Genomic DNA, 24,003 nt, shown 5'->3' with positions numbered 1-24,003 from the left:
GAATAATGTGTGCAGCCCCAGCTGAGTTTGTTGCTAATTAGCGCAAACATATTGCTTCGTGAATATAAATTGTGAAATATATATACTTAAGGCGAAGAGAAATTCTTTCTTTGTTTATATATAGTGATTTACAACGTCGTAATTGCCGAGCTAATTAGCACGTTTGGGGAACATTATGATCAGACATATTTTTTACTTTTTCCTAATTGCACTTGCCATTACAGTAAGTGCAAGCGATAACCAAAAAGAAACCATCTATGTCGCTAAAGAGCAGCGTCCGCTATACGATCGTGACCTTTTTTTATATGAGTTACTGCAAAAGGCATTAACAGCGGTTGATCACGACGTCAATATTGAACATGTAAAAGTGCACCCACACCAACAGCGGACATTAATGGCGCTCAGTAAAGGACAAGTTGACTTGCATTGGAGTATGACAAGCCCTGCGCGTGAGAAGCTCGCAATAGCGGTAAAATTCCCTTTGTTTGATGGCTTAATTGGCAAACGTGTATTGATCATCCATAAAGCCCAATACGCTCGTTTCAAAGCAGTTACAGAGATAGCGCAGTTAAGTCGTTTTACAGCGGTGCAGGGGCACGATTGGCCCGATACCAAAATACTGTCTAGCAATGGGCTAAACGTAAAACCCATAGTAAATTACCAAGCGATGTTTGATATGGTGCTGGATAAAAAAGCAGATTATTTTCCACGCTCTATTGTCGAGGCACAATCTGAAATCGTAAACCAAAATCATCCGGAACTAATGATAGTGCCAGATTACTATTTATCTTATCCTGCAAGGTTTTATTTTTTCGTCAATAAAGACAAACCTGAATTGGCCAACAAACTAGAAATGGGGTTAGCTAAATTGAAAAGCAGCGGTGCTTACCATGCGCTATTACAGCGTTATTTTGACTTAAATATGTTGTCAAAGGGTCACATGCTGCCGCTAACAAACCCATTTCATTGAAATTATTTAGCGCCTTATTGAAGGGACCTTAAAGTCATACGCCTCTTTGTAAGTTATAAATGTCAACACGACTAAAACACCGCAAAAAAGCGAATAATTTAAGTAGCCGGTGACGTCAAAGGCATAGAAAAAGAACGTCATATCATACCCCTTACCGTTACGGATATAATTCTCTATCAGCGCAAAGAAGCTCATTGCCGCACTGATGAGGCAAAGCCAAGGCAATATACTGTCAGCAAATGTATATCGAATTTTGTGCTTAGGAAAAAGACGTTTAGAGATTTCTACCCGATAAGTTAGCGGCACTAAAATAATGAGTTCTTTGAATAAGTGAACGCCGTAAATTAAGCTATTTTGGATAAGCCTATCTCCGGGAGTCGATACTAAGCTGATCAAGCCAGTCGTGAAGATAATGTTTTCAAATAAGACCGGGATCATCGCAATAAATGAAATGGAGCATATATTAACATCTCTGAGTCTATGCCCAATTAAGAATACCAGAGAGATGATAGAGATATAGGCGAGGAAAAAGAAATAGGTCGCGTCTTGAATAATAAAGATCACCACTACCATTACAACATAAGGTAGTAGTAAATCTTTGAATGCAAACTGTTTTGCCATAAGTGATGCTTATCAGAAAAATAAGTTAAGGGTATTGGCTGGGCTTTTTTTGGCCCGCTTTATTATTTGCAACAAGCGCCTCTCGCTGTGAGTTTCGCTCTTCTGAAAAAGGGTCCGCAGGACCTAATAAACCTGAGCCGCCTGTAATTAAACGGCATTGTTTGTTAGCAATCATCTTCATTGTGATTATCCTTATTTCATTATCGTCTAGTCAGCTATATGAATGTGAGACATTCTCTAGTTTCCAATGGCAATAGGCACAACGCAAAGCCTTACTGCTTTACCAGAAGAAGTATCACCAAAAATCATTAAAAAGAACCAAAAACAAAAATAAAGTTGGTACTTTACGTTCGATTTATTCTGGGCGACTCAATGAATTTAACACCAAATAATTTAGAGTTAAACATTTTTTTACAAAAAAATAGGATGCTAAATTCAGGCCAATTTGTGAAAAAAAATACCCAAAATAGAAAAGGTTAGATGTACCTATTCTACTTTGGGAAAGTGCTTTATGGTAAAAGTGTGAAATTAAAGCTTAAATTTCGCCATTTCACTTTCTAATTGTGCTGCTTGCGCTTTAATACTGTCAGTCGCACTATGGGCTTGCTGCGACACGTTCGCTGTTTGTGCAGCAGTATCAGAGATAGTAACGACCCGCCTTGCGGTGTCTTCTCCAGCCATTAGTTGCTCTTTTGCTGCCAGGGCTATTTGGTCACTCATCTGAGAAATCGCGCTCAGTGAGGTGGCTACGCTGCGCAGTGCTTCGCTGGCTTCATTTGACATCGAAACCGTTTTTTCACTGGTTGCAATACTCAGAGAAACCGAAGATTTGGCCTCCTGTGTCGCTGCTTGCAAGTTACCAATCATGGTATGAATCTCTTCGGTACTTGATTGAGTGCGCTGAGCAAGTTGACGTACTTCATCGGCAACTACGGCAAACCCTCTGCCTTGCTCGCCAGCACGAGCTGCTTCAATTGCTGCGTTTAGTGCAAGTAAGTTGGTTTGTTCTGCAATGCTCTGAATAACACTGAGTACATTGGCAATATTATTCACTTCCTCATCCAGTGCTTGAATATTATTGCCTGCACTATCAATCTGTTGCTCTAGCAGTACAATGGCTTCACTTGCGTTGGCGGTAAGTCGATCGGCGTTTTGACCTTGGCTTTCTGCTTCCTGTACTGAAAAAGCAGCTTGCTCTGCATGTTCTACAACCGTTTGAGCTGATGCCGTTAATTCAGTTATGGCTGATGCAACCATCTGAGTTTCTTCACTTAAGCTTAATGTCAGGCTTTCGAGATCATTAGATCGGGCTTCACCGTCATAACTTTGCTCTTTTAACTTGTCACTGACAATCATAAGTCCGCTGACTACACCTTTTAGACCATCTTGCATATAGCGCATTGCCGCCATAATGCTGTAATCCTTAGCATGAGAAGTATCTATTTGTGATGTGAGATTGCCATGAGAGACATGACGCACGATATCAAGTACTTCATTCAACTCAGCACCAAGTTTATTGGACAGCGATAGTCCATAGCGCGTGACGGTGAAAGTGAGTGCGATTGCAATAATGAGTGACAGTGTGAGTAGCCAGCTAGCGGTTTCCCAATATCTTGCATCAACTTCTTTGTAACTGATGCCTGTGCCAACATACCACCCGAATAGAGAGGTTTTTTGCACCACAGAGGTTAAGTCAACAACTTCTCCATCTCGTCGAGAGTTCCAGTGGTAAGTAATGATACGGTTGGTTTTATTGCCTACCTTGCGCTCTACCAGTCGTCCAATACTGTTGCCACCTGCGTCTTTAAAGTCGTTAAAGCTGGTGCCATGTAGCTGCGGGTCATGGGGAGCCGCAACAAAATTAAGCTGCTCATCGACCACATATACATATTCGGAGTCGTGATATTTATTTTCTCTAAGAATTTGTGCTGCCAGCTTTTTTGCTTCTTGTTCCGTTAATTCGCCAGCTCGCACAAATTGCTCGAATTGTTCTACGATATTGACAGTACTTTTCATCAATTGATTAATTCGAGCGATATTATCCGTTTCACTGGCGTGACGAAGTGATTGCAGCCCGAGCACCGCGATGGAAATTAAGGCGATAAAAATTGCAGCTGCAAAAAATATTATTTTTAGTCTTAAAGTCAGAGTCGAAAACACAATATGCACCTTAGCGAGGAAGTTAAAAGTTTATGGCACTCTACCTTTATGATTTATCACGTTTGAGCGCGCTATGTAAGTAGGGCTTTGCCGTATATAAGTAAAAATTAGATGATTTTTCCTCATATGACGACCTTATTACGACCTATTTTGCATTGATTATGTTTATTTCATGCTCTGTCAGAGGGCGATATTCACCAGCAGAGAGTTTGCTATCAAGTTCAATATCGCTAATTTTTTCTCTATGCAATTCAACAACATGATTTGATACTGCTGCTAACATACGTTTCACTTGGTGATATTTTCCCTCGCAGATAGAGAGGCGCAGTGCATATTTATCAACGGCTTGCGCTTGTGCAGGTCGAGTTAATTGCTTTTCGTTGTGTAAAGCCACACCATGACGCAATTGCTCGAGCGCTTCTTCTGTAATTATTTCTTTTGTTTCAACAAGGTATGTCTTATATTTTTGCTTTTTTGGCGAGGTAATTTGGTGAGACCAATCACCATCATTGGTGATCAGTACGAGCCCCGTAGTATCGATATCAAGTCTGCCAGCGACATGAAAATCTTTTAAGTTCGGTTCATCAAGTAAATCAAAAACAGTAGGGTGTAATTCATCGCTATTAGCGCATACATAGCCTTGTGGCTTGTTTAACATGAAGTATCTTTTACCTAGATATTTCAGCTGCTTACCACTTAATTCGATACTGTCTTCGCGAGTAATTTGAACATCGCTTTTTTTTGTTACAATGCCGTTGATAGACACTTCTCCCTTTTTAATCAGGATTTTTACTTTGCTGCGCGGCAGTTCGTTTATATGGCTAACGAATTTGTCTATTCGGCATGGGAATTTCATCTATTTTCTCTTACTTGATGGTATTGCTAGGTGCACATTATGAATCATTTAATTTTTTCGATAAATAGCTGGGTCTAAATCATAGGGGTGCACACTCAAACTGACGGAGTCAGAAAGTAAGGTGCGCAATGTGTTCAGTAGGGACTCGCTTAGGTGTTGTTTTTGGGTTTGGGTTCTACCTGCCAAGAGATGAACTTGGACATGGACAAAGTCAGTTTTACCATCTCCCAGTATGCATTGCGGAAATGCCACTCGACGAGTTTTAATGGTGCTTGCATCAAATAGGTTTGTATCTATAGTGCTTTGGTGTATGGATTTCAGTAATTGTGAAAAGTCGGTATCTAAAGACGCTGAATGTTCAATAATGATATGTGGCATAAAGTTGTGACTGTTTATTCTTGGTGCTTCATCATAATTGGCTTCTCGCTGTTAGCCAAGTCTAATACCTTAGATCTCAAAGTATGGTCCGTAGAGATTTTGCTACCGTGCTTTTAATGTTACTTTATCATCGTCTTACCTTGCTTTAACTGAATAGGCCTTGGTAAGGTGTTGAGTTATTAACCTCTAGAGATTTCGAAAAAGCGTATGTTATCAATTTTTAAGCCCAAGCCTCTGTTAGAGTCCGCTGAGTCACAATCGCTAATTGATTTATTTCTGTGGGCTGCAGAACATTTTGATAGTGAGTATTTTTTACAAAAAACCCAAATTGTACAGCCAACAGAAAAACACTTTCCTGACAGAGTCACTAGCGTTGAAGAGATGGCACAATCTGTGTTTGAACGAGTGAGAAACTACGCAGGTTTATCTCACTGGCCAATTCAGTTAAGTGCGCCACAACATATGCCAATGCAGCAGGCATTTCCTCAGTTTACATTTTCTGGTGGGCTAAGAGGAGAAGATATTTCGTTGGTGAGCAAACCAACTCAGCCAATTTTGTTGTCTTATAATCCAAACCAAATTAATCAACCACAAGATCTTGTGGCGAGTATGGCTGGTGGTATGGCGCTGATGCTAATTCATCATGTTGGAAAGTTACCGCCAGGTGGACAGCAAAACTTATCTGTGGCGGCAGATGTATTGGCTATATTTATGGGCTTTGGCACCATGTTATGTAACACCGCGTATCATTTTAGAGGCGGGTGTGGCTCATGTTACAATCCGTATGCAAATCGTCAAGCTGCGCTGAGTGAGCAAGAAAGTATATTTTTACATGCTTTAGTATGCCACTTTAAAGGAGATCAACAGGGTGGGAAGCATCTTAAACCGCATTTAAAAGGCATGTATAAAAAGGCGCAAAAACAACTAAATAAAATATTACAAACGTCGCCAGACCCTATGTTACTGGCGCTAGAGGAACGCGGCCGTGGTTGAATATCTAGATGAATTCTTAATCATCGCACTGGCACATTTTTTTGCGGTTGCAAGCCCAGGTCCTGATTTTGCGATTGTTTTGAAGCAAAGTGTCCAACAGGGCAGACGGAATGCACTGTATACAAGCGCAGGTGTCGGTTTAGGGATTTTTGTGCATGTTTCATATTGCCTACTTGGTGTTGCGATACTGTTGGCTAATTCCCCTGAACTCTTCGACTTATTTAAGTATATTGCTGGCGCTTATTTGGCTTATATGGGTGTACAGGCATTACGTGCTAAAAAGAACACGGAACCTGAGCAAGCTATTGGTGCATCGTCTAACACCGAGTCTGATTTTAAAGCTTTGCGACGTGGCTTTTTAGTGAATGCATTAAACCCAAAAGCGACGCTATTTTTTCTGTCTTTATTCACCTTGATGATCGATCCTGAAACCCCTCAATCGATACAAATTTTTTATGGCTTGTATATGGCTTTGGCAACTTGGGTTTGGTTTTCTTTGTTATCAGTGGTTTTATCTAGACCGAAAGTTCGACGGTTTTTCCACCGTGCCGGACACTGGTTTGATAGAGGGATTGGCGTGGTGTTACTGCTTTTGGCAATGCGAGTTGTGATATAGGCAGCGCAATGCAAACTGACGATTATTTTTATTTTGCCTACGGTTCAAATCTTTCAACTTTGCGGCTTAAACAAAGGCTGCCGAATGCACGTTTAATTGGCACAGCCATTTTACAAGGGCACCAACTCACATTTGATATGCTGAGCAAAGACGGTTCTGCCAAGTGCAATATTGCTAGTGCGTCAGCGCCCATGGTTGTCTATGGTGTTGTGTACGGCTTGACTCAATCAGAGATAGTGGAGTTGGATAACATTGAAGGCCCTCGTTATGAGCGTGTAGTGTTCAATGTCGATTTAATGAATCGCAGAACGATTGCAGCCCATTGTTATGTTGCAAATACTTTCGTCAGCAATCAGCTTCCCTTTACTTGGTATAAACAACATGTACTAAACGGCGCTTTGGAACATGGGTTTCCTGCTCCATATGTTGAAAGAATCAAAATGCAAAAAAGCATTGTCGACGAGAATGAAAATAAACATATTTTGGAATTAAACATTTATAAAAAATAAGGCAATACGGATATGAAAAAAGCTTTTTGGCGCAAAGTATGCTGTGCAACAGCCATGTTGATGAGTAACAGTGTTTTCGCTTTGACTGCGCCACAGCTGGCTGAAGTTGAAAAGTCTGTACAGCAAGCTATGGATGATTTTTCAATTCCCGGTCTTGCGATCGGGATTGTCAATGACGGCAAAGTTGTTTTGACGAAAGGGTATGGCGTTCGGCAATTTGGCAAAAAAGGTCTAGTAGATCAACATACCTTGTTTGGGATAGCTTCAAACAGTAAGGCATTTACTGCAACTGCATTAGCGATGTTAGTAGAAGAAGGTAAATTAAACTGGGGAGATCCAGTAATTAAACATTTGCCTGAATTTAAGTTATATGACCAGCAATTAACTGAACAAATAACCATTCGAGATCTAGTTAGTCATCGTAGTGGACTGGCGCTCGGTGCTGGTGATTTGATGATATGGCCAAATACAGATAAGTCGGTAGAAGACATATTGGCCGGGCTAAAGCATATTAAACCTGTGGCGGCATTGCGCACAGAGTACCATTACAACAATTTGATGTTTGTTGTAGCGGGTGAAATAGTTGCAAAAGTCAGCAATATGAGCTGGCAAGACTTTATTGAAAAACGCATTTTTCCTCAAGTAGGGATAGATAACTCATATGCGGGTTTCTCTCGTATTGGAAACACCAATAATAACTTTGCAACAGGGACAATTAAATACAATGGGCAACTGGAAGAGTTTGTCGGTGACTATCTAGAAGATTTCCGAGGAGCAGGTGCTATTGCGTCCAACGTAACGGATATGGCTAAGTGGTTGCAGACACAGGTCAATGCAGGTAAAACGCCTTTAGGAAAACAGCTGATTGATCCGAATATGCATCAATACTTATGGCATCCCCAAATTATGCGCATACCAAAAGAGTCAGATCGAGAGGCATTTAAACAAGATTTTAAAGGGTATGCGCTGGGCTGGGCTGTAGAGAGCTACTTTGGTTATAAGCGCGTAGGCCATATGGGCGGAATACTTGGTATGGGCTCGCAAGTTGCAATGATCCCAGAAAAAGGCTTAGGGGTTGTCATTTTGTCAAATCAGCACGCTTACCCCGCTATCAAAGCTATTACCAATGAAGTATTCGAACAAGCACTAGGTCTAGAACCTCAAGACTGGGTAGCACAAAGCTATCAGAATTATAAACAACAACGCGAGGCGCTATACAATAATCTTGGTCCCGAAAAGGTGACTAACAAGCACGCGAGTTTACCTTTGAGCCACTACACAGGCACCCTTCGCAGTCCTTGGTACGGGGATGTGATTGTGGAAGAAATTGCAGGGCAATTACATATTGATTTTACGCATACTAAACTGTTGAAAGGCACATTGAGCCATCATAATGGCAATACATTTGTGATTAAATGGCATGAGAAGTTATTAGAAGCCGATTCATATATTCACTTCACTATGCATGAGCAACAAGTGAACAGTGCTGATTTGGAGTGGGTAAACCCAGATATTACTGACTTTAGCTTTGACTTCCATAATCTTGGCTTAGTTGCGGTGCCACAAGGTCAATAAGGCAGTACAGGTTACTGGTATATCAAACCAAAGTATCAAAGCATGTCAAACCATGCTTTGATACACTTGGCTTTCAGTTTTTGTAAGGACAGCGATATGCGCACTGCAATAATCTCCCACCCATTGTGCCGCCGACATAAAATGGCGGATGAACACCCTGAATCACCGCAGCGTTTAGATGCGATCTCTGATCGGGTTTTGGCTTCAGGGTTGGACATTGCAGTGGCCCATTTAACTGCACCCAAAGCAGAAACGTCACATTATATGTTGGCACATGATACCGAGCATGTTGAGAGAGTGTTGTCGGCAATTCCCGAACATGGTCTTACGGACTTAGATGGTGATACGGCATTGTGCCGAGAGTCGCTCAAAGCCATAGAGCGGGCCGTTGGTGCAGGTATTTTGGCAGTCGATGAAGTACTTGCTGGGCGCCACGATGCTGCTTTTTGCTCAGTGAGACCCCCGGGGCATCATGCAAGTCAGAGCAAATCAGCTGGGTTTTGCGTGTTTAACAACGTCGCAATTGCCGTAAAATATGCGCAAACTAAAGGGGTTAAGCGCATTGCAATATTGGATATTGACGTGCACCATGGCGATGGCACACAAGCGATTGTAAGGGAGGATCCTAACGTCCTCTTTTGCTCTTTGTTCCAATACCCTTTTTATCCAAATTCTGAAATAGAAAATACCGAAACTATCGTCAATTCGCCACTGCCTGTTGCCAGTGACGGCAATGATTTACGAGCATTGTATAGTCAACAATGGCTTCCTAAACTGCGCGCATTTGGCCCTGAGTTGCTCTTTATTAGCGCTGGATTTGATGCGCATTTAGAAGATGATATGGGTGGTCTCAAGTTTGTAGAAAGCGATTACGCATGGTTTACTCAACAGATTGCGCTATTAAGTAAAGAGCTTGATTGCCTTGGTATCATCTCTTATCTCGAGGGCGGCTATGATTTGTCTTCTCTTGGCCGCAGTGTCGAAACACACATCAGAAACTTAGCTGAATCGTAAGCTTTCTAAACAGTTTCCGCCATTAAACTAAATACCTGTTCTATATCGGTAATGTGTATTTTTGCAGTGCAGCAGTGACCTTCAGAAGCGAGCTTTTGTTGCACTAAAGGCGTTAAATTAGAAAAATTGTCCAATGTTATCGGATCGCCATTGAGCGTACTTGCACTGCCATCCTTAAAAATACATGTGGTTGTTTTTATTTGCTTTTCAGTTAAGTAAAACACACTTTCTTGCAGTGCTTGTGGGCTGTCAACGTACTCTATACTTTGGTCGAATATCAGCACTAATGGGTATGATTTAATCGTCATTATTTGTTCTCAGTCAAAGTTAGCACTAGGTAGCCAAGTATACTCAAGATGGTAGTTAGAATGCGAGGAAAGTGCTTATGATAGGTGACTCACGTCAGCTGAAAATTAAAGACGTGTTTTCGACTAGCTTGTTATCCTGTGATGAATCAACCAGTTTATATGATGCGCTCGTCAATATGCGTCAACATAGCGTAAGTTCCATATTTATCACTCAAGATGGTGAGATAACTGGTATTTGGACAGAATCAGATTGTGTAAAGTTAGATCTTAAACATATTCACCTTACAGAGCTCCCTATAGGCGAGGTTATGACCTCGCCAGTGCATGATATTTTGCTCGATAAAACATTGAGCGAAGCGACCATTAAACTGCATCAACTTGGTATTCGACATTTACTGGTAATTGACTCGAAAAATGAACCAGCGGGTGTGGTTTCACTGTCAGATATAGTTCGCAATCAAGGGTTGGATCACTATCTACACTTTCGCCCCATTGCCGATCATTATGACAGCAATGTCAGTGTATTGGATAGTCAGCAGTGTATCAGTGACGCGATTGAAATTATGCGTAGAGATAAAACAACCGCTGTTTTAGTTCATCACACTGATCTGCAAGAATACGGGATCATTACGCAACGTGATATTGCATACGCGATACTCGATCCGCAATGGCAAATGCCATGTTGGCAGTTGGCGAGTTACCCAATGTTGTCTATGACGCCTGAGGAAAGTTTATTTGATGCTTACCGTATGATGACTGCTAAGTCTATTCGTCACCTTGTTGTCAGAGATACGGTATCAAATGAAGTGATCGGTCTTTTGGCACTGAAAAATGTGCTGACAGAAATTGAAACAGCCTATTGCAGTGAACTTGAGAATGTATTGGCACAGCGAGATATCGCATTACGCAAGTCAGAGAAAAACCTCTACTTAGCGAATCGGATCATTGATGCATCACTCGATGGCATTATGATCACCCGTGGCAGTGGAGAGATCATTCAAATTAACCCAGCTTTTAGTGCTCTGACAGGCTATCAAGACTACGAAGTGATAGGGCAAACTCCGAGCATACTAAGTTCAGGACTCCATGATGAAAACTACTACAACAGAATGTGGGAAGCGCTGAGAGAAAAGGGCGTGTGGCAGGGCGAAATTTGCAATAAAAAGAAAAGTGGGGATATTTATGTCGAGTGGCTCACCATTATTGAAATCAATGATCCCTATAGCGATGAAACGCTATACGCAGCGATATTCAGTGATATTACTGAACGTAAAAATGCAGAAGAAAAAATTGCGCGCCTTGCATATTTTGATGAGCTGACGGGGCTGCCTAATCGACGATTATTTTATGATAGGTTGTCTATGGCATTGGCATCGGCACATCGCGATCAGCATAAAATCAGTGTCATGTTTATCGATTTAGATCGCTTTAAAGAGGTGAACGATACGCTAGGTCATAGTGCCGGTGATAAGCTGCTCACGCAAGTGAGTGAGCGGATCAAAAGTATCCTCAATGAAGGGGATACCTTGGCACGGCTTGGTGGGGATGAATTTGTGGTTTTGCTGACAGAAGTGGTCGATGTGGATTCTGTGGTTAATTTTGCAGATAAGCTGTTATTACAGTTTAATAAGTCATTTGACTTGGGAAACATCTGTGTTGCTGCCACTGCGTCATTGGGCGCATCCATCTATCCAGATGACGGTTTGGATAGTGAGAGCTTATTAAAGCATGCTGATGTGGCTATGTATCGCTCCAAAGAGCTGGGACGAAACTCATTTCAAATGTATAAGGCTTCGATGAATGCACGTTCACTAGAGCGATTATCGATGCAGAGCCGATTTCAAAGTGCACTAGAAAATGGTGAGTTTGAGCTTTATTTTCAGCCTCTAAAATGCCTAGTAAGCAGCCGATTAACCAGTTTAGAGTGTTTATTACGTTGGCATGATCCCAATCTTGGCATGATCTCTCCAGCGCAATTTATCCCACTGGCTGAAGAGTTAGGGTTAATTGTAAAACTGGATGAGTGGGTCATTGATCGTGCCTGTGCACAACTAGCACACTGGAGAAAAGCCAATATTGAAATACGACACTTAGCTATCAATATTTCTGCTCAGCACTTAACACAGGGAGATTTGGTCAGTACTTTACGCTATGCACTGGGTAAATATAACTTGAGTGGAACACAAATAGAGTTAGAGCTTACAGAGTGTAGTTTTGTCAGTAATTTTCAGCGTGCAAAAGCGGTACTGACAGAACTAAAAACAATGGGGGTCAGTATTGCTTTGGACGATTTTGGCACTGGTTATTCAGCTTTAAGTTATTTAACTAAACTACCAATTGATATCTTAAAAATAGATCCAAGTTTTATTGCCAAGATCCCTGATGAATATGGAAACAGCGAAATTGTCAGCGCTATTATTGCGATGGCCAAAGCGCTTAAACTGCACGTTGTCGCTGAGGGAGTAGAAAAGCAGGAGCAAATGCGTTTTTTACAAAAGCTAGGTTGTCATGCGATGCAAGGATATTTGTATTGCAAGCCGCTTACTCAAGCGGCTTGGTATGAGTTTTATCAAGCAGAAAAACTGACTTCGTAAGAGGTGAACTTACGAATGTTGATAACTCCATTGTCAAAGATCAAATACTGGCCTTTAATCCCTTTTAAGATCCCGGTCACAGAGGGGTCTTTGTCAAAATTAAATGAACTGATCTTGGTTGGGTAGTCTTCTACTGGGAAGGCTAGATCAACTACCTCTTCATCGAGGCGCTCGATTGCTGTGGCACCAAACAGCTGTGCAAGTTCATCGAGTTTTTCCTGGATCTGAGGGATCAACTTCTGAGCACTTTGCTTCAGATCTAACTCTGGGTTGATACCTTTGAGCATGTTGCGCCAATTGGTTTTGTCGGCAATGAAATTTGCAAGTGCAACTTCCACCAAACCTGATTGAAGACGAGTTTGTACTTTAAAGATTGGCAACGCCTGTGTTGCCCCTTGATCTATCCAGCGGGTTGGGATCTGAGTGTGTCGTGTTATACCGACCTTCAATCCTGATGTATTCGCCAAATAGACATAGTGAGGGATCATACAGTTGGCTTCTCCCCATTCGGGTTCTCTGCAAGTACCTTGATCATAATGACAAGTTTCCGGCTTCATGATGCACATATCGCAGCTTGCGAGTTTTTTCATACACACAAAACAGTGGCCTTGGGAGTAGCTTTTTTTAGTTTTTTTACCACAACTACAACAATATATATTACCCGTGAAAGTCAAAGTTACTTCCTGGCCAAAGTAGTCATTTAAATTAATTAGCTGATCGCCAATGGGTAGCTGATATTGAATTGGGTTTGTGAGGGTGGCTTTAAGTTTACTTAGTGTGCCCTGCATCTTTACGCCCCTAAAGATGATACAAAAGGAGATCCTAGCAAGTCAGCCAAAAAATACCAATGATAAAATAAAAAAATTATATATTTCAATTGTTTGTAATTGATATTGGTTTTTGTTTTTATTTGCGTTATTTAAATAGAAAATAAAAAAAGCGGCTAATTATAAGCCGCTTTTATATGTTGCCTAATTTGCTTATTGCTCACGTGCAATTGCACGATAAGCAATATCAGTGCGGAACTCCACGCCTTCCCAGTGGATATCCTGGACCAGTGCATAAGCGCGTTTTTGCGCTTCTGTTACTGTGTGCCCTAGTGCTGTAGCACAAAGTACACGTCCACCAGCGGTTACAACAGCATCACCTTGCTGTTTAGTGCCAGCATGGAATACCTTCTCGCCTTCTGAGTAATTTACTTGAAGGCCTGAAATTGCATCCCCTTTAGGGTAGCTTGCAGGGTAACCCTTCGCAGCGAGTACAACACCGACAGCAGCTCTTGGATCAAACTGAATCTCCGTTTGATCAAGCTCTTGACGATTTGCAGCTTCAATCAAAGATACAAGATCTGATTGTAAACGAAGCATGATTGGCTGTGTTTCAGGATCACCAAAGCGACAGTTATATTCAATGACCTTTGGTGTACCGTCCGCTGTTATCATCAAACCAGCATATAAGAAGCCTGTATAAGGGTGGCCTTCTGCAGCCATTCCTTCTACCGTAGGGTAGATCACTTCATCCATAATGCGATTGTGGATCTCTTGAGTTACAACAGGCGCAGGCGAGTATGCACCCATACCGCCCGTATTAGGCCCTTGATCACCATTGTATGCACGTTTGTGGTCTTGGCTGGTGGCAAAAGGTAAGACGTTTTTGCCGTCTACCATGACGATAAATGAAGCTTCTTCACCTTCTAAAAATTCTTCAATTACCACGCGGCTGCCGGCATCACCAAATGCATTACCTGCTAGCATGTCACGGATAGCTTCTTCCGCTTCAGCTTCAGTCATTGCTACAATTACGCCTTTACCGGCTGCTAAACCATCTGCCTTGACTACTATGGGGGCACCTTGCGCTTTGACGTATGCGATTGCAGGGTCAATCTCGGTAAAGGTTTGGTAACTCGCGGTTGGGATTTGGTGTCTAGCTAAGAAGTCTTTAGTAAATGACTTTGAGCCTTCAAGTTGTGCTGCTGCCTGAGTTGGGCCAAAAATGGCGAGGTCTTCAGAGCGGAAGCGATCAACAACACCAATCACCAGTGGTGCTTCAGGGCCAACAATCGTCAAAGATACTTTTTGCTCTTTTGCAAATGCAACAAGCGCATCAAGGTCTTCAACACCAATTGCAACGTTTTCCAATTTTGGTTCTAAAGCAGTACCAGCATTACCAGGTGCTACAAATACAGTTTTTACAGATGGGTTTTGAGCGGCTTTGAACGCAAGTGCGTGTTCACGGCCACCGCTGCCAATGACAAGTACATTCATGGCAAAGTTTCCTATTAAATCTTTTTAAACTTTAAAGTCATTCGGTCGCTTTCCCCAATCGCCTTGTATTGCGCTGACTTTTCATCACCTAGCGCAAGTCTTGGCGGTAGCGTCCAAACACCTCGAGGGTGATTTGCACTATCTAGAGGGTTGGCGTTAATTTCACTGCTTGCTACCAATTCAAAGCCTGCTTTTTTAGCCATTTCGATGACATAGCTTTGCTTCATATAACCTGAACGCTTTTGATCTTCTGTATCACGGTGCTCTGGTAAACGGTGCTCAACCACGCCTAAGATCCCACCAGGCTTAAGCGCCTTATGGAATGCTTTGAATGATTTAAGTACACCTTCGTCACCTGGACGCATATACCAGTTATGTACATTACGGAATGTTAATACCATGTCCGCTGAACCTGCTGGAGCGACATCATGATGCGTCAATGCAGAGAATTCAGTCATTTTGACTTCGCTAAAGCGTGCATCACTTGAAATCTTACCTTTAAATGCGGCCAATGATTTTTTGTAATACTCAACCTCTGAATCGGCCGGGAAGTGTGCTGCGTATAAAGTACCTTGGCCTTTGATTGTTGGCGCTAGGATCTCTGTATACCAACCGCCACCAGGTGCGATTTCAACGACAGTCATATTGGGCTTAAGACCAAAAAACTCCAATGTTTGGACTGGATTACGGTATTTATCACGTGCGCGATTATTCTCAGCGCGTTCACTGCTTTGTGCCGCTTTTGCAATATTTGCATTTGCACTATCAGAGCTCGTTGTACTGCTACAGCCTGTGATTGCAGTGACGATGCCTGCAGCGATTAATGCTTTAATACCTAATTTCATTATTCAGTTCCTTCAAGGTTATTGTGATTGTCTTTTGGTCAGAATACTTTAATTTGGTGCAAACAAAAAGCGCGAAACGTTAAACGTTTCGCGCTTGTCGATTAGTGGCGGAAATGGCGCATTCCGGTGAATACCATTGCCATGCCAGCTTCATCAGCTGCGGCAATAACTTCTTCGTCGCGCATAGAGCCTCCAGGTTGGATCACTGCGGTGATACCAGCCTCCGCAGCAGCGTCGATGCCGTCACGGAATGGGAAGAATGCATCTGATGCCATGACCGAACCTTTCACTTCAAGGTTTTCGTCCGCAGCTTTGATACCCGCGATTTTCGCTGAGTAAACTCGGCTCATTTGGCCTGCGCCTACACCAATTGTCATACCATCTCGAGCATAAACAATAGCATTTGATTTAACGAACTTCGCTACTTTCCAGCAGAATAGCAAGTCTTTTAACTCTTGCTCTGTAGGCTGGCGTTTAGAGACAACTGTTAAGTCACCCAGTGTAACCATACCTTGGTCGCGGTCTTGGATAAGTACACCGCCGTTGACACGCTTGATATCAACACCGGTTGATTTCGCATCCCACTGACCACACTCTAAAAGACGTACATTTTTCTTTTCAGAAACAATCTCAGCAGCTTCTGCAGAAATGCTTGGTGCAATGATGACTTCAACAAACTGACGCTCGATGATAGCTTTGGCTGTCTCAGCATCTAATTCACGGTTGAAGGCAATGATGCCACCAAACGCAGATGTCGGATCAGTTTTAAAGGCTCTGTCATAAGCACTTAAAATGTCTTTGTCTTCAGCGACGCCGCAAGGGTTAGCATGTTTGACGATAACACACGCAGGCGCTTCGAAGCTTTTCACGCATTCAAGCGCGGCATCTGTGTCTGCAATGTTGTTGTAGGATAACGCTTTACCTTGTAATTGCTTCGCTGTTGCTACAGAAGCTTCTTCAATATCATTCTCTACATAGAATGCCGCATCTTGATGTGAGTTTTCACCATAGCGCATATCTTGCTTTTTGGTGAACTGCATATTGATAGTGCGTGGGAACTTAGTTTCTTCGGCAGCTTCCTCTGTGTAATCAGCAACAAGCTTACCGAAGTAGTTTGCGATCATGCCGTCGTATTGCGCCGTGTGCTCATAAGCAGCAATAGCCAGATCAAAACGTGTTTTATACGTTGTTGAGCCTTGGTTTTCTTTGATTTCAGCTAAAACGCGATCATAGTCGCTTGCATTAACCACAATTGTAACGTCTTTGTGGTTTTTAGCTGCGGCACGCACCATTGTTGGGCCACCGATATCAATGTTTTCAATTGCATCTTCTAGGCTGCAGTCAGCTTTTGCAACAGTTTGTGCAAAGGGGTATAAGTTAACTACAACCATATCAATAGCAGAGATACTGTTGTCTGCCATAACTTCTTCATCTTGGCCACGACGCCCCAAGATCCCACCGTGTACTTTAGGGTGGAGAGTTTTCACGCGACCATCCATGATCTCTGGGTGGCCTGTGTAGTCAGATACTTCCGTTACCTGAATGCCGTTGTCGGCTAGGAGTTTACAAGTACCGCCTGTAGAAAGAAGTTCAACGCCTGACTCAGCTAGAGTGCGGGCAAACTCAACGATACCAGTTTTATCTGACACGCTTAATAGTGCGCGACGAATAGGACGATGTATATCCATGATGGTTTTGATTTCCTCAATGATTAGTTAAGGGCTAGCTTAGAAAGGCTGTATTTTAGCTCAACTAGGATGAGAAAACGATGGAAATGATGTTAACGAGATTGAGAAATACTGAACTTTCTATATTGAGGTGGATAAAGTTAGGATTTCAATATTAAAATTGGGCAGGTTGTGACGAATAAAAAGTACTTTCAGTATATCACTGCGTAGGAAAGGGGCTCGAAAACGTCTTGGTAAAGACGTTTTCGAAAAATACGGATTAGTTCATGCCGTACTTTTTAAGCTTCTTACGAAGAGTACCACGGTTGATACCCAGTAAGATTGCAGCACGAGTTTGGTTACCACGTGTGTACGTCATCACTTCTTCTAGTAATGGTGCTTCAAGCTCTGATAAAACTAGCTCATACACATCTTGCACGTCTTGACCATTTAACTGCTTTAAGTAGTGGTGGACAGCTTTTTTAACTGCATCGCGTAGTGGTTGCGGTTTCTCTTGTGACTGAACATGAGCGTTAGTGATAAAAGGAGAAGTCACATTTTGTTCGAACATCTTTATGTCTCTTTCTTAGTTAGCTGCTAGTGTTTCAAAATAGTTTTCTAATGCCTCGATTTGCGCTTTTGGCTCCTCAAGTGCATTGAATACTCGCCTAAATTGACCTTCTTGGTCATGGGACTGCAAGTACCAAGATACATGTTTGCGTGCGATGCGCGCACCCATTGGTTCACCGTAAAACTGATGGAGGTTTACAAGGTGCTCCATCAATATGCCACGCACTTCGGATACTTCCGGTGCAGGCAAGTGTTTTCCAGTTCGCAAATAATAGTCTATCTCTCGGAAAATCCAAGGACGACCTTGGGCGGCTCGACCAATCATGATGGCATCTGCGCCCGTATAATCCAAAACCTGTTTTGCCTTTTCTGGGGACGTTATGTCACCATTTGCAACAACAGGAATAGAAACCGATTGCTTTATCGCTTTGATAGTGTCGTATTCTGCTTCACCTTTATACATGCAAGCACGGGTTCTCCCGTGTACTGCCAGTGATGCAATACGATTGCGCTCGGCTATTTTCGCAATTTCAACACCATTTCGGTTTTCCGGATCCCATCCTGTGCGGATTTTCAAAGTAACAGGTACATCGACTGCGCCAACGACAGCTTGCACTATTTCTTCAACTAGATCTGGATACTGCAATAGTGCAGAACCTGCGAGCTTCTTGTTCACTTTTTTGGCTGGGCAACCCATATTAATATCTATGATTTGCGCGCCATTTTTGACATTGAATTGTGCAGCCTGTGCCATTAGCTCAGGATCTGCTCCTGCAATCTGCACTGAGCGTATTCCCGACTCACCAGAATGATCCATACGGTTCATTGACTTATCAGTTTTCCAAACCTTTGGGTTTGATGACAACATTTCTGATACCGCTAACCCTGCGCCAAGACGCCGACATAACTGTCTAAATGGTCGGTCGGTTATACCAGCCATTGGAGCTACGATTACATTGTTATCAAGTTGGTATGGACCAATACGCACTACTATTCATCTGCCTCATTTCAAGGGGCGCTAAGTTTACGGTTTTTTTTGCAAAAATCAAAGGCTATAAATTGAACATAAGTGTTTTTTTTTTGAACTTTTTGGGTTGACTTTTGGTAACAATATGAAGGGCTACATAAATTGCTGTAAATTTGTTCAAAAAATCTTTTTGGGCTTAATTGGAGTCTGCCGATTGGCTGTAAATAAAGCGTAAAGCCTGTTAAGTTCAGGCCTTACGTGTAATAGATTACTAACTCAGAAGATAGTCGTTACACTTGTTATTGTTTTGTAATTCCGCTAACTCGTGTCCACTCACCCTCTTGCTTTATTGCGTCTAAATCAATATGTGGGGCGTATACGTCTGCGACAGATTGCGCTTGCTCTTCTAAGATACCTGACATGGCGATTGCACCTTTTGGCTTCAAAAAGCCCAGAATAATTTCATGGAGCTCGCGTAGTGGTTGTGCCAAGATATTTGCAACAACAATGTCGGCTTTAAAGTCAGGCTGGTTTTCCGGTAAATAGACTTCTAGCTTGTCAGCGACGCCATTTCGCTCCGCGTTATCTCTGCTTGCTACCAGCGCTTGTGGGTCGATATCTATGCCGATAACACGCTCAGCGCCAAGTTTGATAGCAGCGATACCTAAAATACCTGAGCCACACCCAAAATCGACAACCGTTTTACCGCTTAGATCCTGTGCCTCAAGCCACTTTAGACATAGTGACGTGGTTGCATGTGTGCCTGTACCAAATGCTAACCCAGGATCTAAAAGTACGTTTACTGCGTCAGGTTCCGGTATGTCACGCCAACTAGGACATATCCATAAACGTTCACCAAACTTGATTGGATGGAAGTTATCCATCCACTCTCTTTCCCAGTCTTTATCTTCTAGCTGCTCGACTTTATATTTTGGCGCTTCGGCCATATTGTCAGTTAGGTAGTCAACGACGGATTGCATATCATGGGTCGCTTCAAACAAACCTATCACTGTTGTTTCAGGCCATAAAATGACTTCTCCTGGCTTAGGCTCATAGACAGGGTTATTTTGGCTATCGATGAATGTGACAGATGGGCACCCAATGTCCATCAGCAAATCACTGATCAGGTCTGCCGTTTCTTTGTTAGCATCTATTCGGATTTGGATCCACGCCATAGTGTTGTTCCTATTAAACTTTTATCATCTATTGATTGCGCGCAACATTTCACGGCTATTACACGTGATAAAGAGCGCGACAGATTGCGTGTATATGGACTATAAGCTTATTCCAGCAGTTGTAGGGATACACACATTTTATTCAAATAAAAAGGCCGCATAATGCGGCCTTTTTCTGTATTTATTACTCTTAGCCTTTGACGTCTAAGAAGCTTTTCAGCAGATCAGAACGAGAAGGGTGGCGAAGTTTGCGCAAAGCTTTCGCTTCAATCTGACGAATACGCTCTCGGGTTACATCAAACTGCTTACCAACCTCTTCTAACGTGTGGTCAGTGTTCATATCAATACCAAAACGCATACGAAGTACTTTTGCTTCTCTTGCAGTTAAGCCTGCAAGTACTTCATTGGTGGCACCACGAAGGCTTTCCATTGTTGCAGAGTCAATCGGAGATTCAATGGTTGTATCTTCGATGAAATCACCTAAGTGCGAATCTTCATCATCACCAATAGGTGTCTCCATTGAAATCGGCTCTTTGGCAATTTTTAACACCTTACGGATTTTATCCTCTGGCATCATCATGCGCTCAGCTAATTCCTCAGGACTAGGCTCTCGACCCATTTCCTGTAGCATCTGGCGAGAGATACGATTAAGTTTATTAATCGTTTCAATCATGTGCACTGGTATACGAATGGTTCTAGCTTGGTCTGCAATTGAACGCGTAATGGCTTGTCGGATCCACCAAGTCGCATAAGTTGAGAACTTATAACCACGACGGTATTCAAATTTATCAACCGCTTTCATTAGACCAATGTTACCTTCTTGGATCAGATCCAAGAATTGTAGGCCACGGTTGGTGTATTTTTTAGCGATTGAAATTACAAGACGTAAGTTAGCTTCAACCATTTCCTTTTTCGCACGGCGGGCTTTCGCTTCACCTATGCTCATACGGCGGTTGATGTCTTTGATGCGCTCGACACTCAGACCAGTACTTTCTTCAATGGCTTTAAGTTTATTGACGCAGCGCTCGATTTCAGGCTTAACCTCACGAAGTTTATCTGAATGTTTTTCTCCAGATGCGATTTCTGCATCAATCCAAGCGACATCAGTTTCGTTGTTAGCAAAATGCTTAACGAACGTTTTCTTCGGTAACTTAGCAATCTGAACAGCTTGCTTCATGATGATACGCTCTTGAACACGTACTTTGTCCATCATTTCTCGCATGTTATTAACCATGCGGTCAAACTGCTTAGGTACTAATTTGAATTTACGGAATAGCTCGCCGATTTCTTTGATTGCAGCTTGAGAATCTGGGTGGCTACGACCTTTGTCTTCGAAACATTGACGTGCACTGGTATATAAAGAACGTAACTCTTCGAAATGTTCACGGGCAACTTCAGGATCTGGCCCTGATTCACCTTCTTCCGAATCATCGTCTTCATCACCTTCATCGTCTTCGTCGTCTAAGTCTTCTTCACTTAGTTCAGAACCAATATGGGTTGCTGAGATGGTTGCTTCATCATCTTCCAGTGAGTCAAAAAAGCCAGTAACGATGTCGCTTAGGCGCATCTCTTCAGCTTCGTATTTGTCCCACTGTTCAAGTAAATACGTGATTGCTTCAGGGTATTCAGCAACAGAGATCTGTACCTGATTTATTCCCTCTTCAATACGCTTTGCTATTAGTATTTCGCCTTCCCGAGTCAGTAGTTCAACGGTGCCCATTTCACGCATATACATACGTACAGGGTCAGTTGTTCTGCCAATTTCTTTTTCTACCGTTGCTAGCGCAGCTGCCGCCGCTTCTGCTGCATCCTCGTCGGTGGTTGTTTCTTGCATCATCAGCTCATCGGCATCAGGGGCTGCTTCAGAAACCTGAATACCCATATCATTTATCATGCTAATGATATCTTCGACTTGATCCGAATCTATGATGTCTTGTGGAAGGTGATCGTTAACTTCTGCAAAAGTTAAGTAACCTTGCTCTTTACCTTTCTGAATCAGAAGTTTGAGTTGTGACTGAGGAGATTGATCCATAGAGATTTTTGCTTCCACTCTGATAAAGTTTATACAACGGGCGCCAGCTAAAAACAGCGTTATTTTGGTTGACGCAGTGAATAGAACATTATAACACCAAAAATTAATTTTGACCAGTTCTACGAGAGCCTAAAGCTTGTGTTAATAACGCACACTCCAGTCGTTCATCGCTACTTAGGCCTTCTGTTTTGTCTTTAATAAGTAAGGTCTCAAGTCGCAAATTTAAACACTGATCTTCAATAAATTTAAATGTATGTTTAAATTCATCCTCTAAAGCTTCTTCATGAATATTATGCTGCCAAGTGGCTAGCTTTTTTAGAGCCTCATAATCTTGGCCATTTCTAAAAGATTCTAAAATGTGTGCGGTGGTATATTGAGTGTTTTCTAAACATGTCTGTTGTAACCTTAAAAACAACGCCATGCCAGGTAATTGCATATGTGCAAGCTCGGGTAAATAGTCGACGCTTTGCGCAAGCTGGGGGTGTTGTAACAATAAACCGATAGCACGGCGCATCGGTGTTACCTTAAACTTTCGTTCAATGGTATGTTGTTTTTTAGGGGTCGAAAGCTTAGCTGTGAGCTGCTCGCGTGTGCGCCCGATCAATCTTGCTAATGTAGTGAGCAGAGATTCTTGGTAAAATTCACTGGGTATTTTATTGATCAGTGGGATCGCTTCTGCAAGTAACTTGGCTTTTCCAGCATCAGTTGTTAGGTCGCATTGTTCAGATAGTCTATTAAAGAGGACTTTACTGTAATCATCTGCGCTTAATAGCCTTTCTTCGAAACGTACTTTTCCTTCTTTTTGCACCAAAGAATCAGGATCTTCTCCATCGGGTAAAAATACAAACCCAAGTGATTTACCATCTTTGAGATTGGGTAAAGCATGTTCAAGTGCACGCCATGCGGCATCTCGTCCAGCTCTATCACCATCGTAACAGCACACAACTTTATCAGTATTTCGAAACAATGTTTGCATATGCTCAAGGGTTGTCGCAGTACCAAGAGCAGCGACTGCATAGTCAATACCATATTCTGAAAGGGCTACTACATCCATATATCCCTCTACGATAAGCACTTGTTCTAGTTTTTTATGTGCTTGTTTTGCTTCGTAGAAACCGTACAGTTCAAAGCTTTTGTGGAATATTCTGGTTTCTGGTGAGTTCAAATATTTCGGGCCTTGATCTTGACCCATAACTCGACCACCAAATGCGATAACCCGGCCTCGTTTGTCACGAATAGGAAACATCAAACGGTCACGGAAAAAGTCGAATTGCCTACCAGGTGTCTTTTCACTTGCCAGTTTTAATTCTACAAGTTGTTGCCGCTGTGACGGGTTGCGTGCAAGCTTACCAATTAAGGCATCCCACTCAGGCGGCGCATAGCCGATTTGAAATTTGCTGACTGTTTGTTCTGAAAGCCCTCGCCCTCTGACATAGTTTTGTACTTGCGCTGCATTACTATGTGTATTTAATTGCTGCTGGTAAAAGCGGGTAGTGTGCATCATCAAGTCATAGTCTGACTTCTTTTCTTCAAAGCTTCGTTGTGGTCCGCCGATCCCTTGTTCTCTCGGGATCTCAAGGTTGTACATACTAGCGAGTTCTTCAATGGCATCAACAAACTCAAGTTTGTCGTACTCCATCAAAAATGAAATGGCATTACCATTCGCACCACAACCAAAGCAATGATAAAACTGCTTATCTCTAGAAACGGTAAATGACGGGGATTTTTCATTGTGAAACGGACAGCAGGCCTGATAATCTTTTCCTGCTTTTTTTAGGCCAACACGACCGTCAATTAATTCGACGATGTCAGTTCTAGCCAATAGGTCATCGATAAACTGTCTTGGAATTTTGCCAGCCATAGTTTTCCTAACGCTTATACGAAGAAAC

At 42.4% G+C, this 24,003-nt stretch carries 22 protein-coding genes; 7 read left to right on the top strand and 15 right to left on the bottom strand.

Annotation, left to right across the window (positions count from 1 at the left end; all coding sequences use genetic code 11):
* Window positions 1–175 precede the first annotated feature (175 nt).
* Window positions 176–970 (top strand): substrate-binding periplasmic protein, encoded by a 795-nt coding sequence (locus QNM18_RS07815; protein WP_284136807.1) that lies wholly within the window; start codon window positions 176–178, stop codon window positions 968–970.
* A gap of 6 nt (window positions 971–976) precedes the next feature.
* Here the strand turns inward: QNM18_RS07815 and QNM18_RS07810 are convergent, their stop codons facing one another.
* From QNM18_RS07810 to QNM18_RS07790, 5 genes are all read right to left on the bottom strand, one after another.
* Window positions 977–1,591, bottom strand: coding sequence for a hypothetical protein (locus QNM18_RS07810; protein WP_211012015.1), 615 nt, complete (start codon window positions 1,589–1,591; stop codon window positions 977–979).
* A 25-nt stretch (window positions 1,592–1,616) separates the two neighbouring features.
* Entirely contained in the window at window positions 1,617–1,772 is a 156-nt protein-coding gene (locus tag QNM18_RS07805; protein WP_211012016.1) for a hypothetical protein, read from the bottom strand.
* Window positions 1,773–2,119: 347 nt separating this feature from the next.
* The gene (locus tag QNM18_RS07800) at window positions 2,120–3,751 is read right to left on the bottom strand and encodes a methyl-accepting chemotaxis protein (RefSeq protein ID WP_211012017.1); all 1,632 of its coding nucleotides are present in this window, start codon (window positions 3,749–3,751) and stop codon (window positions 2,120–2,122) included.
* Between the two features lie 145 nt (window positions 3,752–3,896).
* Window positions 3,897–4,607, bottom strand: coding sequence for a 16S rRNA pseudouridine(516) synthase RsuA (rsuA, locus tag QNM18_RS07795; RefSeq protein ID WP_284136806.1), 711 nt, complete (start codon window positions 4,605–4,607; stop codon window positions 3,897–3,899).
* Window positions 4,608–4,655: 48 nt separating this feature from the next.
* Window positions 4,656–4,985: a 5-carboxymethyl-2-hydroxymuconate Delta-isomerase gene (locus QNM18_RS07790; RefSeq protein ID WP_284136805.1), complete on the bottom strand. Its 330-nt coding sequence runs from the start codon at window positions 4,983–4,985 to the stop codon at window positions 4,656–4,658.
* Between the two features lie 207 nt (window positions 4,986–5,192).
* On the opposite strand from QNM18_RS07790, the gene QNM18_RS07785 reads away from it, so the two are divergent.
* From QNM18_RS07785 to QNM18_RS07765, 5 genes are all read left to right on the top strand, one after another.
* Window positions 5,193–5,978 (top strand): hypothetical protein, encoded by a 786-nt coding sequence (locus QNM18_RS07785; protein ID WP_284136804.1) that lies wholly within the window; start codon window positions 5,193–5,195, stop codon window positions 5,976–5,978.
* A complete protein-coding gene (locus tag QNM18_RS07780; RefSeq protein WP_211012021.1) occupies window positions 5,971–6,594 on the top strand; it encodes a LysE family translocator in 624 nt (207 codons plus the stop codon). The genes QNM18_RS07785 and QNM18_RS07780 overlap by 8 nt, the downstream gene beginning before the upstream one ends.
* An 8-nt stretch (window positions 6,595–6,602) precedes the next feature.
* Entirely contained in the window at window positions 6,603–7,103 is a 501-nt protein-coding gene (locus QNM18_RS07775; protein WP_284136803.1) for a gamma-glutamylcyclotransferase family protein, read from the top strand.
* A gap of 12 nt (window positions 7,104–7,115) precedes the next feature.
* Complete coding sequence (locus QNM18_RS07770) at window positions 7,116–8,678, top strand: serine hydrolase (RefSeq protein WP_284136802.1); 1,563 nt, start codon at window positions 7,116–7,118, stop codon at window positions 8,676–8,678.
* Between the two features lie 96 nt (window positions 8,679–8,774).
* Window positions 8,775–9,692 (top strand): histone deacetylase family protein, encoded by a 918-nt coding sequence (locus QNM18_RS07765; RefSeq protein WP_284136801.1) that lies wholly within the window; start codon window positions 8,775–8,777, stop codon window positions 9,690–9,692.
* Window positions 9,693–9,697: 5 nt separating this feature from the next.
* Here the strand turns inward: QNM18_RS07765 and QNM18_RS07760 are convergent, their stop codons facing one another.
* Window positions 9,698–10,000: a DUF4144 family protein gene (locus QNM18_RS07760; RefSeq protein WP_284136800.1), complete on the bottom strand. Its 303-nt coding sequence runs from the start codon at window positions 9,998–10,000 to the stop codon at window positions 9,698–9,700.
* A gap of 77 nt (window positions 10,001–10,077) precedes the next feature.
* On the opposite strand from QNM18_RS07760, the gene QNM18_RS07755 reads away from it, so the two are divergent.
* The gene (locus QNM18_RS07755) at window positions 10,078–12,594 is read left to right on the top strand and encodes an EAL domain-containing protein (protein ID WP_211012026.1); all 2,517 of its coding nucleotides are present in this window, start codon (window positions 10,078–10,080) and stop codon (window positions 12,592–12,594) included.
* Here QNM18_RS07755 and QNM18_RS07750 read toward each other — a convergent pair.
* The 9 genes from QNM18_RS07750 to dnaG form a co-directional block, all read right to left on the bottom strand.
* Window positions 12,570–13,382: a DUF2797 domain-containing protein gene (locus tag QNM18_RS07750; protein WP_284136799.1), complete on the bottom strand. Its 813-nt coding sequence runs from the start codon at window positions 13,380–13,382 to the stop codon at window positions 12,570–12,572. The genes QNM18_RS07755 and QNM18_RS07750 overlap by 25 nt on opposite strands.
* A 192-nt stretch (window positions 13,383–13,574) precedes the next feature.
* Window positions 13,575–14,858, bottom strand: a complete 1,284-nt coding sequence (purD, locus tag QNM18_RS07745; RefSeq protein WP_211012028.1) for a phosphoribosylamine--glycine ligase — start codon at window positions 14,856–14,858, stop codon at window positions 13,575–13,577.
* 14 nt (window positions 14,859–14,872) lie between these two features.
* Complete coding sequence (locus QNM18_RS07740; RefSeq protein WP_211012029.1) at window positions 14,873–15,703, bottom strand: class I SAM-dependent methyltransferase; 831 nt, start codon at window positions 15,701–15,703, stop codon at window positions 14,873–14,875.
* A 101-nt stretch (window positions 15,704–15,804) separates the two neighbouring features.
* Window positions 15,805–17,391: a bifunctional phosphoribosylaminoimidazolecarboxamide formyltransferase/IMP cyclohydrolase gene (gene purH, locus QNM18_RS07735; RefSeq protein ID WP_211012030.1), complete on the bottom strand. Its 1,587-nt coding sequence runs from the start codon at window positions 17,389–17,391 to the stop codon at window positions 15,805–15,807.
* 259 nt (window positions 17,392–17,650) lie between these two features.
* Window positions 17,651–17,941 (bottom strand): DNA-binding transcriptional regulator Fis, encoded by a 291-nt coding sequence (gene fis / locus QNM18_RS07730; protein ID WP_010374122.1) that lies wholly within the window; start codon window positions 17,939–17,941, stop codon window positions 17,651–17,653.
* A 15-nt stretch (window positions 17,942–17,956) separates the two neighbouring features.
* Window positions 17,957–18,928 carry a tRNA dihydrouridine synthase DusB gene (gene dusB, locus QNM18_RS07725; RefSeq protein ID WP_023397466.1) on the bottom strand — a complete coding sequence of 324 codons (972 nt, stop codon included), beginning with the start codon at window positions 18,926–18,928 and terminating at the stop codon, window positions 17,957–17,959.
* A gap of 278 nt (window positions 18,929–19,206) precedes the next feature.
* Window positions 19,207–20,082 carry a 50S ribosomal protein L11 methyltransferase gene (prmA, locus tag QNM18_RS07720; protein ID WP_211012031.1) on the bottom strand — a complete coding sequence of 292 codons (876 nt, stop codon included), beginning with the start codon at window positions 20,080–20,082 and terminating at the stop codon, window positions 19,207–19,209.
* A gap of 190 nt (window positions 20,083–20,272) precedes the next feature.
* Window positions 20,273–22,114: an RNA polymerase sigma factor RpoD gene (rpoD, locus tag QNM18_RS07715; protein ID WP_284136798.1), complete on the bottom strand. Its 1,842-nt coding sequence runs from the start codon at window positions 22,112–22,114 to the stop codon at window positions 20,273–20,275.
* Between the two features lie 103 nt (window positions 22,115–22,217).
* Complete coding sequence (gene dnaG, locus QNM18_RS07710) at window positions 22,218–23,975, bottom strand: DNA primase (protein WP_211012033.1); 1,758 nt, start codon at window positions 23,973–23,975, stop codon at window positions 22,218–22,220.
* Window positions 23,976–24,003 lie beyond the last annotated feature (28 nt).

Source organism: Pseudoalteromonas obscura, assembly GCF_030135505.1.
GTDB lineage: Bacteria > Pseudomonadota > Gammaproteobacteria > Enterobacterales > Alteromonadaceae > Pseudoalteromonas > Pseudoalteromonas obscura.
Note: the sequence above shows the minus strand (reverse complement) of the source record. Positions and strands in the feature narration are given on the sequence as shown.

What these genes read in the sequence shown, in the direction of transcription:
- purH (WP_211012030.1), bottom strand. Translation starts at nt 17,391, where the DNA reads ATGGATATACATCGTCCTATTCGTCGCGCACTATTAAGCGTGTCAGAT.
- QNM18_RS07765 (WP_284136801.1), top strand. Translation starts at nt 8,775, where the DNA reads ATGCGCACTGCAATAATCTCCCACCCATTGTGCCGCCGACATAAAATG.
- rpoD (WP_284136798.1), bottom strand. Translation starts at nt 22,114, where the DNA reads ATGGATCAATCTCCTCAGTCACAACTCAAACTTCTGATTCAGAAAGGT.
- rsuA (WP_284136806.1), bottom strand. Translation starts at nt 4,607, where the DNA reads ATGAAATTCCCATGCCGAATAGACAAATTCGTTAGCCATATAAACGAA.
- QNM18_RS07805 (WP_211012016.1), bottom strand. Translation starts at nt 1,772, where the DNA reads ATGAAGATGATTGCTAACAAACAATGCCGTTTAATTACAGGCGGCTCA.
- purD (WP_211012028.1), bottom strand. Translation starts at nt 14,858, where the DNA reads ATGAATGTACTTGTCATTGGCAGCGGTGGCCGTGAACACGCACTTGCG.
- prmA (WP_211012031.1), bottom strand. Translation starts at nt 20,082, where the DNA reads ATGGCGTGGATCCAAATCCGAATAGATGCTAACAAAGAAACGGCAGAC.
- QNM18_RS07810 (WP_211012015.1), bottom strand. Translation starts at nt 1,591, where the DNA reads ATGGCAAAACAGTTTGCATTCAAAGATTTACTACTACCTTATGTTGTA.
- QNM18_RS07785 (WP_284136804.1), top strand. Translation starts at nt 5,193, where the DNA reads ATGTTATCAATTTTTAAGCCCAAGCCTCTGTTAGAGTCCGCTGAGTCA.
- QNM18_RS07760 (WP_284136800.1), bottom strand. Translation starts at nt 10,000, where the DNA reads ATGACGATTAAATCATACCCATTAGTGCTGATATTCGACCAAAGTATA.
- QNM18_RS07790 (WP_284136805.1), bottom strand. Translation starts at nt 4,985, where the DNA reads ATGCCACATATCATTATTGAACATTCAGCGTCTTTAGATACCGACTTT.
- QNM18_RS07775 (WP_284136803.1), top strand. Translation starts at nt 6,603, where the DNA reads ATGCAAACTGACGATTATTTTTATTTTGCCTACGGTTCAAATCTTTCA.
- QNM18_RS07750 (WP_284136799.1), bottom strand. Translation starts at nt 13,382, where the DNA reads ATGCAGGGCACACTAAGTAAACTTAAAGCCACCCTCACAAACCCAATT.
- QNM18_RS07740 (WP_211012029.1), bottom strand. Translation starts at nt 15,703, where the DNA reads ATGAAATTAGGTATTAAAGCATTAATCGCTGCAGGCATCGTCACTGCA.
- QNM18_RS07815 (WP_284136807.1), top strand. Translation starts at nt 176, where the DNA reads ATGATCAGACATATTTTTTACTTTTTCCTAATTGCACTTGCCATTACA.
- QNM18_RS07770 (WP_284136802.1), top strand. Translation starts at nt 7,116, where the DNA reads ATGAAAAAAGCTTTTTGGCGCAAAGTATGCTGTGCAACAGCCATGTTG.
- dnaG (WP_211012033.1), bottom strand. Translation starts at nt 23,975, where the DNA reads ATGGCTGGCAAAATTCCAAGACAGTTTATCGATGACCTATTGGCTAGA.
- fis (WP_010374122.1), bottom strand. Translation starts at nt 17,941, where the DNA reads ATGTTCGAACAAAATGTGACTTCTCCTTTTATCACTAACGCTCATGTT.
- QNM18_RS07755 (WP_211012026.1), top strand. Translation starts at nt 10,078, where the DNA reads ATGATAGGTGACTCACGTCAGCTGAAAATTAAAGACGTGTTTTCGACT.